The sequence below is a fragment of the Streptomyces sp. NPDC057445 genome (assembly GCF_042802855.1).
Classification (GTDB): domain Bacteria; phylum Actinomycetota; class Actinomycetes; order Streptomycetales; family Streptomycetaceae; genus Streptomyces.
The window spans coordinates 1-16,547 of sequence record NZ_JBHVDH010000044.1 but is presented as its reverse complement, the minus strand read 5'-3'; the positions used below and the strand labels follow the sequence as shown (position 1 = coordinate 16,547).

The window sequence follows — 16,547 nt, the reverse complement described above, 5'->3', positions numbered from 1 at the left end:
TGGTGGTGGGTGACGAGGTGGTGGGCGATGTGGGTGGCGAGGGTGCCGGTGGCGCCGGTGATCAGGACCGTACTGTCGGGACGGAAGACGGAGGCGGCGGCCGTTGCCGGGGTGGCCCGGGTCAGGCGCGGCGCCAGGAACTCGCCTTCACGGATGGCGATCTGGGACTCACCGGTCGTCAGGGCGCCGGGTATCGCGTGAGTGGACTTGTCGTGGTCGTCGGTGTCGATGAGCACGATCCGGTCGGGGTGTTCGGACTGCGCGGAGCGGATCAGGCCCCAGATGGGGGAGTGTTCCAGGTCCGGGGTGTCCTCGGGTGAGGTGACGACGGCGTCACGGGTGAGCAGCACGAGCCGGGAGTAGGTGAACCGCTCGTCCGCCAGCCACTCCTGAACCAGCTCCAGCACTCCGTACAGCACCTCATGCACCCGAGCGGCGAGCTTGTCGGCGCCAGCCGGCTGAGGCGCGTACGGCACGACCACCACATCCGGAACGGTGTCCAGCATGGCCACGGAGTCCAGGTCGTCGGCCGCGAACACTGTCGCACCTGTCTCCTCCAGCGACTGCCCCACCTTCAGCGGGTCTGGACCGAGGACCGCCCAGCGCCGGGCCTCGACGGAGGAGGACCCCGTCGGGGGTGTCACCCAGTCGACGCGGAACAGGCTGTCGTGCACGCACGAACCGGCCGCCTCCAACTGCGCGGTGACCACCGGCCGTACGACCAGCGACTCGGCCGTGGCGACCGGCGCGCCGGCCGGGTCGGCCACGGTGATGGACACCGTGTCCTCGGCGTCCCCGAGCGGTGCCACGCGCACCCGCAGCGCGGCGGCGCCCGCCGCGTGCAGGGTCACACCGCTCCAGGAGAACGGCAGCCGCGCCCGTCCCTCGCCCGCCGCAGGCAGCACGCCCAGACCCAGCGCGTGCAGCGCCGCGTCCATCAGCGCCGGGTGGATTCCGTAGTCCGCGGCTTCGGCGGACTCCTCCTCCGGCAGGGCGACCTCGGCGAACACCTCGTCACCGCGCCACCACGCCGCCCGCAGTCCGTGGAAGGCGGGGCCGTAGCCGTAGCCTTGCTCGGCAAGCCGGTCGTAGTAACCCTCGACCTCCACCGGCTCGGCCCCGGCCGGCGGCCACGCGCTCAGACCGGCGTCCGGCCCCAGGGGCTGCTGTGCCGAGGCCAGGGTGCCGGTGGCGTGCCGGGTCCACGGCTCGTCGCTGTCCGCGTCCTGCGCCCGCGAGTGCAGGTTCAGCTCACGACGTCCCGAATCGTCGGGCGCGCCCACGTTCAACTGCACGTCGACCCCGCCCCGCTCAGGAAGGATCAGCGGGGCTTCCAGCGTCAGTTCCTCCACGGTGCCGCAGCCGACGTGGTGACCGGCCTGGAGGGCGAGCTCGAGGAAGCCGGTGCCGGGCAGCAGCACGGTTCCGACCACGGCGTGGTCCGCCAGCCAGGGGTGGCTCTGGAGGGACAACCGGCCCGTGAACAGGTGCGTGTCCGTGCCCGCCAGCTCCACGGCAGCGCCCAGCAGCGGGTGCCCGGCGGCCGAGAGGCCCGCGCCGGAGAGGTTCGTCCGGCTGTCGCTGGTGGGGTTGATCCAGTAGCGCTGGTGCTGGAAGGGGTAGGTGGGCAGGTCGATGGGCCGGCTGGGGCGGATGGGCCAGTTGATGGCATGCCCGTGGGTGTGGAGGTGTGCTGCGGAGACGAGGAGCCGGGTGAGAGTGCCCTCGTTGCGGCGGAGCGTGCCGGTGATGGCCTCCACGCCCTCGGCTTCCTCGATGCTGTAGGTGAGGACGGGGTGGGCGCTGGACTCGACGTAGGTGGTGTGGCCGCTCTCGGTGAGCTGCTCGATGGCCGTGCTGAAGTGGACGGTCTGGCGAAGGTTGCGGTACCAGTAACCGGCGTCGAGTTCCGAGGTGTTCAGGAAGCCCGGCTCCACGGTCGAGAAGAACGGGACCTCGGCGGCCTGGGGCGTGATGCCCGCGAGGGCCGTCGCCAGCTGCTCCTCGATCGTTTCGACGTGCGCGGAGTGTGAGGCGTAGTCGACGGGGATCAGCCGGGCCCGGACGTCCTGGTTCTGAAGGTCCTTGACCAGGGCCTCGACGGCGTCCTTGTCACCGGAGACCACGGTCGTGTTCGGCCCGTTGACCGCGGCGATGCTGACCCCGCTGGGGAGCTGTGCTTCGACGGTACGGGCAGCCTGAGGAACGGAGGCCATGGCACCCCGACCCGCGAGATGCTCGCCGATGATCTGTGCGCGTACGGCGACGACCTTCGCCGCGTGCTCCAGCGACAGCGCACCCGCCACAGCCGCAGCCGCGATCTCGCCCTGGGAGTGACCCACCACCGCATCCGGACGGACACCGAGGTCCTCCCACGTCGCGGCGAGCGAGACCATCACGGCCCAGGTGAGGGGCTGGATGACGTCGACACGGTCCAACTCCGTGCCGGAGCGCAGGACATCGGTCAGCGACCAGTCCACGTAAGGCGCAAGGGCCTCCTCGCAGCGGGCGATCGACTCCGCGAACACGGGGACGGTGTCGACGAGTTCGGCACCCATCCCGGCCCACTGAGTGCCCTGCCCCGGGAACACGAACACGGTCTTCCCGGCGCTCTTGGCCTGCCCCTGGACCAGATGCGTGTGAGGCTGCCCAGCAGCGAGCGCGTCGAGCGCCGCGGTCAGGGCATCAGAGGTCTCGCCCACCACAACGGCCCGGTGCTCGAACAGGGCGCGCCCACGGACGAGCGTGTCGGCGACGGCCGCGACATCCAACTCCGGCCGCTGGTCGACGTATTCGCGAAGCTGTCGTGCCTGATCGCGCAGGGCGTCCGCCGTCCGGGCCGAGATCACCCAGGGCACCACCGCACCCGCAGGCTCCGATTCCAGGGCCGGCTCGTCCTCCGGTGCCTGCTCCAGCACGGCATGCGTATTGGTGCCGCTGATGCCGAACGACGAGACACCGGCGCGGCGCGGCTGTCCCGTGTCGGGCCAGGCCGTCTCCTCGGTCAGCAGGGCGACGGCTCCGGCCGACCAGTCCACCTTCGGGGTCGGCTCGCCCACGTGCAGCGTCCTCGGCAGGACGCCGTGCTGGAGGGCCATGACCATCTTGATGAGGCCCGCGACACCCGAAGCGGCCTGCGTGTGGCCGATGTTGGACTTCACGGAGCCCAGCCAAAGGGGCCGGTCGGCCGGGCGGTCCTGGCCGTACGTGGCGATCAGGGCCTGTGCCTCGATCGGGTCGCCCAGCTTGGTGCCGGTGCCGTGCGCCTCGACGGCGTCGACCTGGTCGGGGGCGAGGTCGGCGTTGGCGAGGGCCTGGCGGATGACTCGCTGCTGGGAGGGGCCGTTGGGGGCGGTGAGGCCGTTGCTGGCGCCGTCCTGGTTCATCGCCGTCCCCCGGACCACGGCCAGGACCCGGTGTCCGTTGCGCCGCGCGTCCGACAGCCGCTCCAGCAGCAGCATGCCGACACCCTCGGACATGCCCATGCCGTCGGCGTCCGCCGAGAACGCCCGGCACCGGCCGTCCACGGACAGACCGCGCTGCCGGCTGAACTCGGTGAAGGAGGTGGGCACCGCCATCACGGACACACCGCCGGCCAGCGCCAGCGTGGACTCGCCCTGCCGCAGCGACTGCGCTGCCAGATGGAGAGCCACCAGCGACGAGGAGCAGCCCGTGTCCAGCGTGACCGCGGCGCCTTCGAGGCCGAGGACGTACGAGACACGGCCCGAGGCGATGCTCGCGGTGTTGCCCGTGCCCAGGTAGCCCTCGATCTCCTCCGGGGTCTCACCGAGACGCGAGCCGTAGTCGTGGTAGCTGACGCCCGCGAACACGGACGTACGACTGCCCCGCAGGGACTGGGGGTTGATGCCCGCCCGCTCGAACGCCTCCCAGGACGTCTCAAGCAGCAGCCGCTGCTGCGGGTCCATCGCCAGGGCCTCGCGCGGGGAGATACCGAAGAACGCCGGGTCGAAGTCGGCGGCGTCGTAAAGGAAGCCGCCGTGCCGGGTGTACGACTTGCCGCGCTGCTCCGGGTCCGGGTCGTACAGCGCGTCGAGGTCCCAGCCGCGGTCGGTCGGCAGCCCGGAGATCACGTCACCGCCGCGCAGCAGCAGCTCCCACAGCGCCTCGGGTGAGCGCACGCCGCCCGGGAAGCGGCAGCCCATGCCGATGATGACGATCGGGTCGTCGTCGGCGGCCGGAAGGGCCGACGGCGCCGCGACGGCCCCGGCCGACGCCGTGTCGGGCAGCGCGCCGAAGAACTCGTCCTGCAGATGACCGGCGAGCACACCGGGGGAGGGGTAGTCGAAGACCAGGGTCGCCGGCAGCCGCAGCCCGGTGGCCGTGTTGAGCCGGTTGCGCAGCTCGACCGCGGTGAGTGAGTCGAAGCCCAGATCGCGGAACGCCCGCCCCGGCTCGACCGCCTCACCGGAGGCATGACCGAGGACCGAGGCCGCCTGGGCGCGGACCAGGTCGAGGAGCACCCGGTTCCGCTCGTCGGCGCCGAGGCCCTCCAGCCGGTCGCGCAGCGGCGACGACGCAACCCTCGCCGCGTCCGGCCCGACCGGGGCCGGCGTGGCCGCCGCCTCGATCTCCCGCTGCGCCTCGGGAACACCGGCGAGCAGCGGACGGGGCCCAGCCGAGGTGAAGACCGGGACGAAGCGCTCCCAGTCCACATCGGCCACGGCCACGAAGCTCTCGTCGTGCGTGAGGATCTGACGCATGGCGGAGAAGGCCGTGTCCGGGTCGAGGAACGGCAGCCCCCGCGCCTGGAGTTGCTCGGGCTTGACGCCCTCCGGAAGCCGCTCCGGGTCCCAGACGTTCCACACGCCCCAGGCGATCGAGCTGGCCTTCAGACCGCGGGCCCGGCGCTGCTCGGCGAGCGCGTCCAGATAGGCGTTGGCGGCGGCGTAGGCGCCGTGGTCGCCGCTGCCCCAGACACCGGCGATGGAGGAGAACAGCACGAACGCGTCGAGGTCGTCGGAGCCCAGCAGCTCGTCCAGGTGCGCGGCGCCGCCCACCTTCGCGGCCAGCACGTCCGCGAACTCGTCGAGCCCCGACTCGGCGAGCGACGCCAACTCGATGAACGCCGCGGCGTGTACGACCGTACGCAGGGACTCACCGTCGGCCTTCAGCCGCTCCAGCACACCGGCGAGAGACTCGCGGTCGGCGGCGTCGCACGCGGCCACCGTGAGACGGACCCCCTCGGCGTCCAGCTCCGTCGCCAGCGCGGCCATGCCCGGGGCGAACGGGCCGCGCCTGCTGGTCAGCACCACATGCTCGGCCCCGTTCGAGGCGAGCCACCGCGCGATGTGCGGACCGAGCGCTCCCGTGCCGCCGGTCACCAGCGCCGTACCACTGGTCCGCCAGCCGGACGCCGCCGGCTCGGGCGTCGCCACGTCCAGCGGCGACCGCACCAGACGGCGGGCGAAGACGCCCGAGGAGCGGATCGCCACCTGGTCCTCGCCCGCCAGCCCGGCCAGCACCGCACACAGGCGCGCCCGCGCCCGGTCGTCCAACTGCCCCGGCAGGTCGACGAGTCCGCCCCACCGCTCGGGCTGCTCCAGCGCCACGACCCGGCCAAGTCCCCAGACCTGCGCCTGCACCGGGCTGCCCAGGGTGTCCGAGGCCCCGACCGCGACCGCGCCGCAGGTCCCGAACCACACCGGGACCTCAAGCCGCGCGTCACCGAGCGCCTGGACGAGAGCGAGCGTCCCGGCGACACCCGCCGGCATCGCGGGATACGCGGGGCAGGGCTGCTCGTCGAGCGCGAGGAACGACAGCACACCGGCCGGCGGAGCCTCCTGCGCGGCCAGTGCCTCACCGATGAGGTCGAGGTACGCCTCACGCGCGGCCTCGGAGGTGTTCAGCTCCAGCGGCACGACCTGCGCGCCGTGCGCCGCCAGCCCCTCGGCCGCCGTACGGACGACGTCATCGGTGGCCCGCCCCTCCGGGAACACCACCAGCCACGTCCCGCCGAGCCCGGTCGCAGCGCCCCCGTCGGCCACCGGCTTCCAGCTGATCCCATAGCGCCAGTCGTTCACCGTCGCCTCACGCCTGCGCTCCTGCCGCCAGGACGCGAGCGCCGGAAGCACCGTGCTCAGCGACGCGTCACCGGGGACGTCGAGCGTGTCCGCGAGCGACTCCCAGTCCTCGTTCTCCACGGCCTCCCAGAAACGCTTGTCGACGATGTCCGTCGCCGGGACGGAGGCGTGTGCCGCCGTGGTCTCCGGTACGTCGATCCAGTAGCGCTGGTGCTGGAAGGGGTAGGTGGGGAGGTCGATGGGCCGGGTGTGGGGGATGGGCCAGTTGATGGTGTGGCCGTGGGTGTGGAGGTGTGCTGCGGAGGTGAGGAGTCGGGTGAGGGTGCCTTCGTTGCGGCGGAGGGTGCCGGTGATGGTGTCGGCGCCTTCGGTTTCTTCGATGCTGTAGGTGAGGACGGGGTGGGCGCTGGACTCGATGTAGGTGGTGTGGCCGCTCTCGGTGAGCTGTTCGATGGCGGTGTGGAAGTGGACGGTCTGGCGGAGGTTGCGGTACCAGTAACCGGCGTCGAGTTCGGATGTGTTGATGAATCCGGGCTCGACGGTGGAGAAAAAGGGCACGTCGGCGGGCCGAGGCGTGATCCCGGAGAGCGCGGCGGCGATCGCGTCCTGGATGGTTTCGACGTGCGCGGAGTGTGAGGCGTAGTCGACGGGGATCAGCCGGGCCCGGACGTCCTGTTCCTGGAGCTGAGCGACGAGGGCCTCGACGGCGTCCTTGTCGCCGGAGACCACGGTGGTGTTCGGGCCGTTGACGGCGGCGATGCCGACCCCGCTGGGGAGCAGCTCTTCGACCCTGTGGGCAGCCTGCGGGATCGAGGCCATGGCTCCCCGCCCCGCGAGGTGCTCGCCGATGATCCGGGCACGCACGGCGACGACCTTCGCCGCGTCCTCCAGCGACAGCGCACCCGCCACAGCCGCAGCCGCGATCTCGCCCTGGGAGTGGCCGACCACGGCGTCGGGACGGACACCCAGCTCCTGCCAGGTCGCGGCGAGGGAGACCATGACGGCCCAGGTCACCGGCTGGATGACGTCCACGCGGTCCAACTCGGCGCCGGAGCACAGGACATCGGTCAGCGACCAGTCCACGTAAGGCGCAAGGGCCTCCTCGCAGCGGGCGATCGACTCCGCGAACACCGGGACGGTGTCCAGGAGTTCCGCGCCCATGCCGGCCCACTGCGTCCCCTGCCCGGGGAACACGAACACGGTCTTGCCGGTCTCGTCGGGCGCGATGCCCTGCACGAGCTGAGGCGAAGGCTCTCCGTGCGCCAAGGCGTCGAGGGCCTTGAGGAGTTCGCTGTGGCTGCCGCCCACCGCGACCGCGCGGTGCTCGAACGCCGACCGGGTCGTGGCCAGCGCATGGGCGACCTCGGCGATGGCCGGCTCGGGCCGCTCCTCGACGTACTCGCGGAGCTGTCGTGCCTGTGCACTCAGGGCGTCCGCGGTCCGGGCGGAGATCACCCACGGCACGACATCGCCCGGAGGGGCCGGCTGTTCCTCGTCCGCCTCGACGGGCGGGGCCTCTTCCAGCACGGCGTGGGCGTTGGTGCCGCTGATGCCGAAGGAGGAGATGCCGACGCGTCGCGGCCGGTCGGCCGCGGGCCAGCGCACCTCCTCCGTGAGCAGGGAGACCGCGCCGGCCTCCCAGTCGATACGGGAGGACGGCTCGTCCACGTGCAAAGTGCGCGGCAGCAGGCCCTGGTTGAGGGCCATGACCATCTTGATGATCGAGGCGGCACCGGCGGCGGCCTGGGTGTGGCCGATGTTGGACTTCACCGAGCCCAGCCACAGCGGCCGGTCGGCCGGGCGGTCCTGGCCGTAGGTGGCGAGCAGGGCCTGGGCCTCGATGGGGTCGCCCAGCTTGGTGCCGGTGCCGTGCGCCTCGACCACGTCGACCTGGTCGGGGGTGAGCCGGGCGGAGGCCAGCGCCTGGCGGATGACCCGTTCCTGGGAGGGGGCGTTGGGCGCGGTGAGGCCGTTGCTCGCCCCGTCCTGGTTGATCGCGCTGCCACGGATCACGGCGAGGACCTTGTGCCCGTTGCGGCGCGCGTCCGACAGCCGCTCCACCAGCAGCATGCCGATGCCCTCGGACAGCGCCGTACCGTCCGCGCCCGAGGCGAAGGCCTTGACGCGGGCGTCCGGCGCAAGACCCCGCTGCCGGCTGAACTCCACGAACGAGGCAGGCGACGACATGACCGAGATACCGCCGGCCAGTGCCATCGAGCAGTCGCCCTGCCGCAGCGCGTGGCAGGCCAGATGCAGGGCGACCAGCGAGGAGGAGCAGGCCGTGTCGACGGTGACGGCCGGGCCCTCGAGGCCCAGGGTATACGCCACGCGGCCGGACACCACGCTCGGCGTGTTGCCGATACCGAGATGCCCCTCCAGCTCGGCCGGCACCTCGGGCAGCCGGGTCGCGTAGTCCTGGTAGTTGCTGCCGACGAACACACCGGCCCTGCTGCCCCGCAGCGACTGGGGGTCGATGCCGGCCCGCTCGAAGGCCTCCCAGGACGTTTCCAGGAGCAGTCGCTGCTGCGGGTCCATGGCCAGGGCCTCGCGTGGCGAGATACCGAAGAACGCCGGGTCGAAGTCGGCGGCGTCGTAAAGGAATCCGCCCTCCCGCACATAGGACGTGCCGGAGCTGTCCGGGTCCGGGTCGTACAGCTTCTCCAGGTCCCAGCCGCGGTTGTCGGGGAACGCGGAGATCGCGTCACGGCCCTCGGCGACGACCTGCCACAGGTCCTCAGGCGAACGGACGTCACCCGGAAAACGGCAGCTCATCCCCACGATGGCGATCGGCTCATGGTCCTTCGCCTCCGCCTCGTTGAGCCGGCGGCGGGTCTGGCGCAGGTCGTTGACGACCCGCTTCAGGTAGTCGCGGAGCTTGTCCTCGGTCATGTTCTGGGCGGCGTCGGAGGAACGGGCGGGCTTTGACATCAGGTCACGTCCTAGAAAGGCCAGTGGTCAGTTGGCACGGTGGGGAGCAGAGACGGCAGCGCGAGGCGCGGAAACCGGAAACCGGCAAGCGGTACGGCGACGGGATCAGAGCTGGCCCAGCTCCTTGTCGATGAGGTCGAACATCTCGTCGTCGCTGACGGGGTCGAAGTCCAACTCCCCGTCCTCCGCAAGCCCGTCGGCGTCGCTCGTCTTCGCTGCGCCGCGGGTGTCGTCCAATTTCCACAGCAGGGCCTGCAGCCGTGCCGCGATCTTGTCTCGTGCGTCGTCTTCGAGAGCGGCGGAGTCGAGGAAGGGGGACTCGAGGAAGGCGGCCTCCAGCCGCTCCAGCTCCGCCGTGAGAGGCAGTCCGTTCTCCTGGTCCTGCGGTACGAGTTCGTCCAGCAGCCGCTGAGCGAGCGCAGCCGGGTTGGGGTGGTCGAAGACCAGAGTCGGCGTCAGCCGCAGCCCGGTCGCCGACCGCAGCCGGTTGCGCAGCTCGACGGAGGTTAGCGAGTCGAACCCGAGATCCTTGAAGGCCCGGTTCGCCCGCACCTCCTCGGGCGTGGCATGCCCGAGCACGGCCGTGACCTGCTCCCGTACGAGATCCAGCAGCATCCGCTCCTGATCGGCGCGGGCCAGCCCGGCGAGCCGGCCGGCGATCCCGGAGGCGGCTTCCTCGGCACGGACACCGGCCGCGGACGCCGTACGCCGGACGGCCGACGTGCGGACGACACTGCGGAACAGCGGCGCCATCACACCGGCCGCCGCCTGCGCGCGCAGCTCCGCCAGATCCAGCCGGGCCGGCACGATCACGGCCTCGTCCAGCGCGGTGGCGGCATCGAACAGGGCCAGGCCCTCGTCCGCCGACATCGGCGCCGCCCCGACCCGGGACATCCGGGCCAGGTCCACATCGCTCAGCCGCCCGGCCATACCGCTGCGCTGCTCCCACAGACCCCAGGCCAGCGACACCGCGGGCAGCCCGCGCTCGTGCCGATGGCGGGCGAGGGCGTCGAGGAAGGCATTGGCCGCCGAGTAGTTGGCCAGCCCCGCGCCGCCGAGGGTGCCCGACAGCGAGGAGAACAGCACGAACGCGGACAGGTCCAGATGCTCGGTCAGCGCATGCAGGTTCAGCGCCCCGTCGACCTTCGGCCGCAGCACCCGGTCGATCCGCTCCGGCGTCAGCGCCTCGACCACACCGTCGTCCAGGACCGCCGCCGTATGCACCACGGCGCTCAGCGGACGCTCCGCCGGTACGGCGGCCAGCAGCCCGGCCAGCGCCTCCCGGTCGGCCACGTCACAGGCCGCGACCTCGACCGCGGCACCGAGCCCGGTCAGCTCGGCCACCAGCTCCGGCATACCCTCTGCGGTGGCCCCGCTGCGAGACGCGAGCAGCAGATTCCGGACCCCTCGCTCGGCCACCAGATGCCGCGCGAGCAACCGGGCGAGCCCACCCGAGGCACCGGTCAGCAGGACAGTGCCCTCGGCCCCGAATCCGGGGCCCGCCGCGTCGGGCCGGGGGACACGCACCAGACGCGGTGCGCCGAACTCGCCGCCGTCCAGCCGCAGCTGAGGCTCGTCACCGACGGCAGCGGCCGCCAGCAGCTCCCAATCGGGCTCGGCGTCGCCGGACCCGCCCGTCTCGATCAGCACGAAACGGCCGGGATTCTCCACCTGCGCCGACCTGACCAGACCCCAGACCGGCCCACCGGTCAGGCCCTGCCCGGCCAGGATCACCAGCCGCGACGCGGCGAACCGCTCGTCGGCCAGCCACGCCTGTACGAGGTCAAGCGCACGGTGCGTGACCCGGCGTGCCGCATCCGAAGCGGTGGTGCTGTCGGCGGTGTCGGCGGCGTCGGGGAAGGGTGCGAAGACCAGCTCAGGAACGGGGCCGGCCGCGGCGGCCAGGCTGCCGAGATCCTCGTACACGTCGACATTGCCGTGACCGCTGCCGCTCCCGCTTCCGTTTCCGCTTCCGATGAGCGCCCACCGTCCGGCCGGCGCACCCGATCGCGACACGGCGACCGGTACCCATTCCACCCGGAACAGCGAGTCGCTGCGCGCCTCCGCGACCTGCTTCGCACCGACCTGCCGCAGCGTCAGTACGTCGACCGAGGCCACCGGCCGGCCCGCCGGGTCGGCCACCGTGACGGACACGGCGTCCTCACCGGCCAGGGCGATCCGCACCCGGCCCGCGACCGCGCCCTGGGCATGCAGCGTCACACCGCTCCACGCGAACGGACGCCGGGTCATCCCCTCACCGGGCTCGGCCAACAGCACGCCCAGGCCAAGCGGTTGGAGCGCCGCGTCGAGCAGCGCCGGGTGGATGCCGTAGTCCTTGGCCTCAGCGGAGTGCTCCTCAGGCAGGGCGACCTCGGCGAACACCTCGTCACCGCGCCGCCATGCCGCCCGGAGCCCCTGGAAGGCAGGGCCGTACTCGACCCCCAGCGCGGCCAGGCGGTCGTAGGCATCCGTGACTGTGATCGCCTCCGCACCGGAGGGCGGCCACGCGGCCAGGTCGGAGTCCGGACTCGGGGACTGCTCTGTCGGGGCCAGCGTGCCGGTGGCATGCAGGGTCCAGGGCTCGTCGTCCCCGGCGTCCTGCGCCCGCGAGTGCAGGTTCAGCTCCCGCCGACCGGAGTCGTCGGCCTCCCCGAGCCCGAGCTGGATACGGACCCCGCCCTTCTCGGGCAGCACCAGGGGCGCTTCCAGAGTGAGTTCCTCCACGGTGCCGCAGCCGACGTGGTGACCGGCCTGGAGGGCGAGTTCGAGGAAGCCGGTGCCGGGCAGCAGCACGGTTCCGGCCACGGCGTGGTCCGCCAGCCAGGGGTGGCTCTGCAGCGACAGCAGCCCGGTGAACAGGTGCGTGTCCGTGCCCGCCAGCTCCACGGCCGCTCCGAGAAGCGGATGACCTGCGACGCCCAGCCCGATGGACACGGCGTCGACGGGCCGTACGGCGGCCGGTGCGGGCCAGTAGCGCTGGTGCTGGAAGGGGTAGGTGGGAAGGTCGGTCGCCTGATTGCCCTGGGGGATGGGCCAGTTGATGGTGTGGCCGTGGGTGTGGAGGTGTGCTGCGGAGGTGAGGAGTCGGGTGAGGGTGCCTTCGTTGCGGCGGAGGGTGCCGGTGATGGTGTCGGCGCCTTCGGTTTCTTCGATGCTGTAGGTGAGGACGGGGTGGGCGCTGGACTCGATGTAGGTGGTGTGGCCGCTCTCGGTGAGCTGTTCGATGGCGGTGTGGAAGTGGACGGTCTGGCGGAGGTTGCGGTACCAGTAACCGGCGTCGAGTTCGGATGTGTTGATGAATCCGGGCTCGACGGTGGAGAAGAAGGGCACTTCAGAGGTCTGGGGCGTGATGCCCGCGAGGGCTTCGGCCAGGTGGTCCTCGATGGTTTCGACGTGTGCCGAGTGTGAGGCGTAGTCGACGGGGATCAGCCGGGCCCGGACGTCCTGGTTCTGAAGGTCCTTGACCAGGGCTTCGACGGCGTCCTTGTCGCCCGAAACGACCGTGGCGTTGGGACCGTTGATCGCGGCGATGCTGACACTGTTCGGGAGCTGGGCTTCGACGGTGTGGGCGGGCTGCGGGATGGAGGCCATGGCACCCAGGCCGGCGAGGTGTTCGCCGATGATCCGGGCGCGTACGGCGACGACCTTCGCCGCGTCCTCCAGCGACAGCGCACCCGCCACAGCCGCAGCCGCGATCTCGCCCTGGGAGTGTCCGACCACGGCGTCGGGACGGACACCGAGGTGCTGCCATGTCGCGGCGAGCGAGACCATGACAGCCCAGGTCACCGGCTGGATGACGTCCACGCGGTCCAACTCCGCACGCGACCGCAGAACCTCGGTCAGCGACCAGTCCACGTAAGGCGCAAGGGCCTCCTCGCAGCGGGCGATGGACTCCGCGAATACGGGGACGGCGTCGAGGAGTTCGGCACCCATCCCGGCCCACTGAGTCCCTTGCCCCGGGAACACGAACACGGTCCTGCCGGTCTCGTCCGACGCGACGCCCTGCACGAGGTGGGGCGAGGGCTCGCCCTGGGCGAGGGCATCGAGGGCCTCGAGGAGTTCGCCGGTGTTGCCGCCCACTGCGACAGCGCGGTGTTCGAACAGGGCGCGTCCGTGGACGAGTGTGTCGGCGACGGCCGAGGTGTCCAGCTCGGGCCGCTGATCGACGTATGCGCGGAGCTGTCGTGCCTGGTCGCGCAGCGCGTCGGCGGTCCGGGCCGAGATCACCCACGGCACCACGCCTGGCGCGGCGGGCTGATCCTGCGGATCGGTGATGGCCGGGGGCTCCTCGATGATGGCGTGGGCGTTGGTGCCACTGACCCCGAAGGACGAGACACCGGCACGGCGGGGCTGGTCGCTCCCCGGCCAGGCCTGTTCCTCGGTGAGCAGGGTGACGGCGCCGGCGTCCCAGTCGACATGGCTGGTGGGCTCATCGACATGCAGCGTCCTCGGCAGGACCTCATGTCGCATGGCCATGACCATCTTGATGACGCCCGCGACACCGGCGGCGGCCTGCGTGTGGCCGATGTTGGACTTCACCGAGCCCAGCCACAGGGGCCGTTCGGCGGGCCGGTCCTGGCCGTAGGTGGCCAGGAGAGCCTGGGCCTCGATCGGGTCGCCGAGGGTGGTGCCGGTGCCGTGCGCCTCGACGGCGTCGACCTGGTCCGGGGTGAGACCGGCGTTGGCGAGGGCCTGCCGGATCACCCGCTGCTGCGAGGGGCCGTTGGGGGCGGTCAGACCATTGCTGGCGCCGTCCTGGTTGACGGCCGTGCCGCGCACGATGCCCAGGACAGGGTGTCCATGTCGCTCGGCGTCGGAGAGCCGCTCCAGCAGCAGCATGCCGATGCCCTCGCCCCACCCGGTGCCGTCGGCGGCCTCGGCGAAGGCCTTGACGCGGGCGTCCGGCGCAAGACCCCGCTGCCTGCTGAACTCCACGAAGACCTCGGGAGTCGACATGACCGTCACACCACTCGCGAGGGCGAGCGTGCACTCGCCGGAGCGCAGTGACTGGGCGGCCATGTGCAGGGCGACGAGCGAGGAGGAGCAGGCCGTGTCGACCGTGACGGCCGGGCCCTCCAGGCCGAGGGTGTAGGCCACCCGGCCCGACGCCACACTGCCCGCGATACCGGTGCCGAGGTAGCCCTCGACCGTCTCCGGCACCTGGCGGAGCAAGGTGGCGTAGTCCTGACCGTTGCTGCCGACGAACACGCCCGCCTTGCTGCCGCGCAGCGACTTGGGGTCGACGCCGGCCCGCTCGAAGGCCTCCCAGGACGTCTCCAGGAGCAGCCGCTGCTGCGGGTCCATCGCCAGGGCCTCGCGCGGGTTGATGCCGAAGAAGGCTGCGTCGAACTCGCCCACACCCTGGAGGAAGGCGCCCTCCCGCACGTAGGACGTGCCGGAACGGTCCGGGTCGGCGTCGTAGAGCGCCTCCAGGTCCCAGCCGCGGCCGGCCGGGAACGGCGAGACCGCGTCACCACCGGCCGCCAGCAGCGCCCACAGTTCCTCGGGCGTCCGAATCCCGCCCGGGAAGCGGCAGCTCATGGCCACGATCGCGATCGGATCGTCGTCGAGGGCCGCCGCACCCCGGACGGTGGCGGTGTGGCCGGTCTGCTCGCCGTCGCCTCCCAGGCCCGGGAACTCGCCCAGCACATGACGGGCCAGCTCGCACGCCGTCGGGTAGTCGAAGATCACGCTGGTGGTGAGCCGCAGCCCGGTGGCCGCGTTCAGCCGGTTGCGCAGCTGGACCGCGCCGAGCGAGTCGAAGCCGAGGTCCTTGAACGCACGGTTCGGCGCCACCGACTGGGGCCCGGCGTGACCGAGCACCAACGCCGCCTGCGTACGCACCAGTTCCAGCAGCAGCTCCTCACGCTTCGGCGCCGACAGCCCGGCAAGCCGCCCGGCCAGCGACTCCTCGTCGAGCTGTGCGCCACCGGACCCGGCCGTGGCCAGGAGATCCCGTACGTCCGCCAGGTCGGAGATCAGCGGGCTGGGACGGGCGGCGGTGTACGCCGGTACGAAGCGGGCCCAGTCGATGTCGGCGACGGTCAGCGCCGCGGTGCCCTGCCCGACGGCCTCCGCCAGCGCGGTGAGCGCCGGCTCCGGGGACATCGCGGGGAACCCACTGCGATGCAACTGCTCGGCCGCGGCCTGCCCCAGGGCCATACCCGAGTCCGCCCAGGCACCCCACGCCACCGAGGTCGCGGGCAGCCCGAGCGCGTGCCGCCGCTGTGCCAGCGCGTCCAAGTGGGCGTTCGCCGCAGCGTAGTTGGCCTGGCCCTCGTTGCCGAAGGTGGCTGCCGCGGAGGAGAACAGTACGAAGGCGTCGAGGTCGAGGTGACGCGTGTACTGGTCGAGGAGTTCGGCGGCGGTCGCCTTCGGACGCAGTACGTGGTCCAGACGGTCCGCGGTGAGGTGGTCGAGTACGCCGTCGTCGAGGCTGCCGGCCGTGTGGACGACCGTGGTGAGGTCCGGGTGGTCGGCGATGAGCGAACGCACCTGCTCGGGGTCGCTCACATCGCAGGCCGAGAAGGTCACGGTGGCGCCGAGCGCGGTGAGTTCACCGCCCAGGTCGGTGGCACCAGGGGCCTCGCCGCCGCGCCGGCTGGCGAGGACCAGGTGCTGGGCCCCGTTCTCGGCGGCCCAGCGCGCGACGCGGGCACCGAGCGCTCCGCTGCCACCGGTGATCAGAACCGTGCCACGCGGCTGCCAGGCCGTACCGCTGCCGCTGCTCGCCCGGGCCAGTCGGCGCGCGAGGACACCGGCCGCGCGGATGGCCACCTGGTCCTCACCGCCGGACGCCGTGGAGGCGAGTACGGCCCGCAGGTGTGCGGCACCGCGTTCGTCGAGCTGCTCGGGCAGATCGACGAGTCCGCCCCAGCGGTCGGGGTGCTCGAGCGCGGCGACCTGCCCCAGGCCCCAGACCTGCGCCTGGGCGGGCTGGATCAGCGGGTCGGAGCCTCCGGTGGTGACCGCGCCCTGGGTGAGGCACCAGAGCGGGGCCTGGATGCCTGCGTCGCCGAGCGCCTGGAAGAGAGCGAGCGTCGGTGCTGCGGCGTCGTCGTCCGTCAGCGCGAGCAGCGACAGCACGCCCGTCGCGTCGAACTCCCCGAGCACACCACGGAGTTCCTCGGCGAATCGCACCCGATCGGCGTCGACGGGGTCGAGCACGACCTGTCGTACGGCACCGTGCCCGGCCTCCAGGGCCCGCACGACGTCTCGTACGAGAGGCCGGCCCTCGTGACCGGCGGGGACCAGGAGCAGCCAATCACCCGTGAGTTCGGCAGCGTTGGACGGCATGGGCCGCCACACCACCCGGTAACGCCAGCCGTCCACCGGCGAACCAGCGGTCCGCTCCCTGCGCCCCGACGTCGCGTCGAGCCAGTACCGGCGGCGCTGGAACGCGTACGTGGGCAGCTCCACGCGGCGCGGGGCGCTCCCCTCGCTGCTGAAGAAGGCCTGCCAGTCGACGAGCGTTCCGTTGGCGTGGAGTTCGGCTGCGGCGCGGGTGACGGCGTGGGTCTCGTCGAGGTTCTTGTGCAGGGTGGGCAGGAGCAGTGCTTCGGCGCGGGTGATGGTGTC

Annotated in this window: 2 protein-coding genes; both read right to left on the bottom strand. The window is 72.1% G+C overall.

The genetic code is table 11. From position 1 onward, the window contains the following. Window positions 1-8,969 (bottom strand): type I polyketide synthase (locus ACFU5O_RS36795; protein ID WP_384247226.1); only part of this gene is annotated, 8,969 nt, incomplete at its 3' end. 105 nt (window positions 8,970-9,074) lie between these two features. Further along, window positions 9,075-16,547 (bottom strand): SDR family NAD(P)-dependent oxidoreductase (locus tag ACFU5O_RS36790; RefSeq protein ID WP_384247224.1); only part of this gene is annotated, 7,473 nt, incomplete at its 5' end.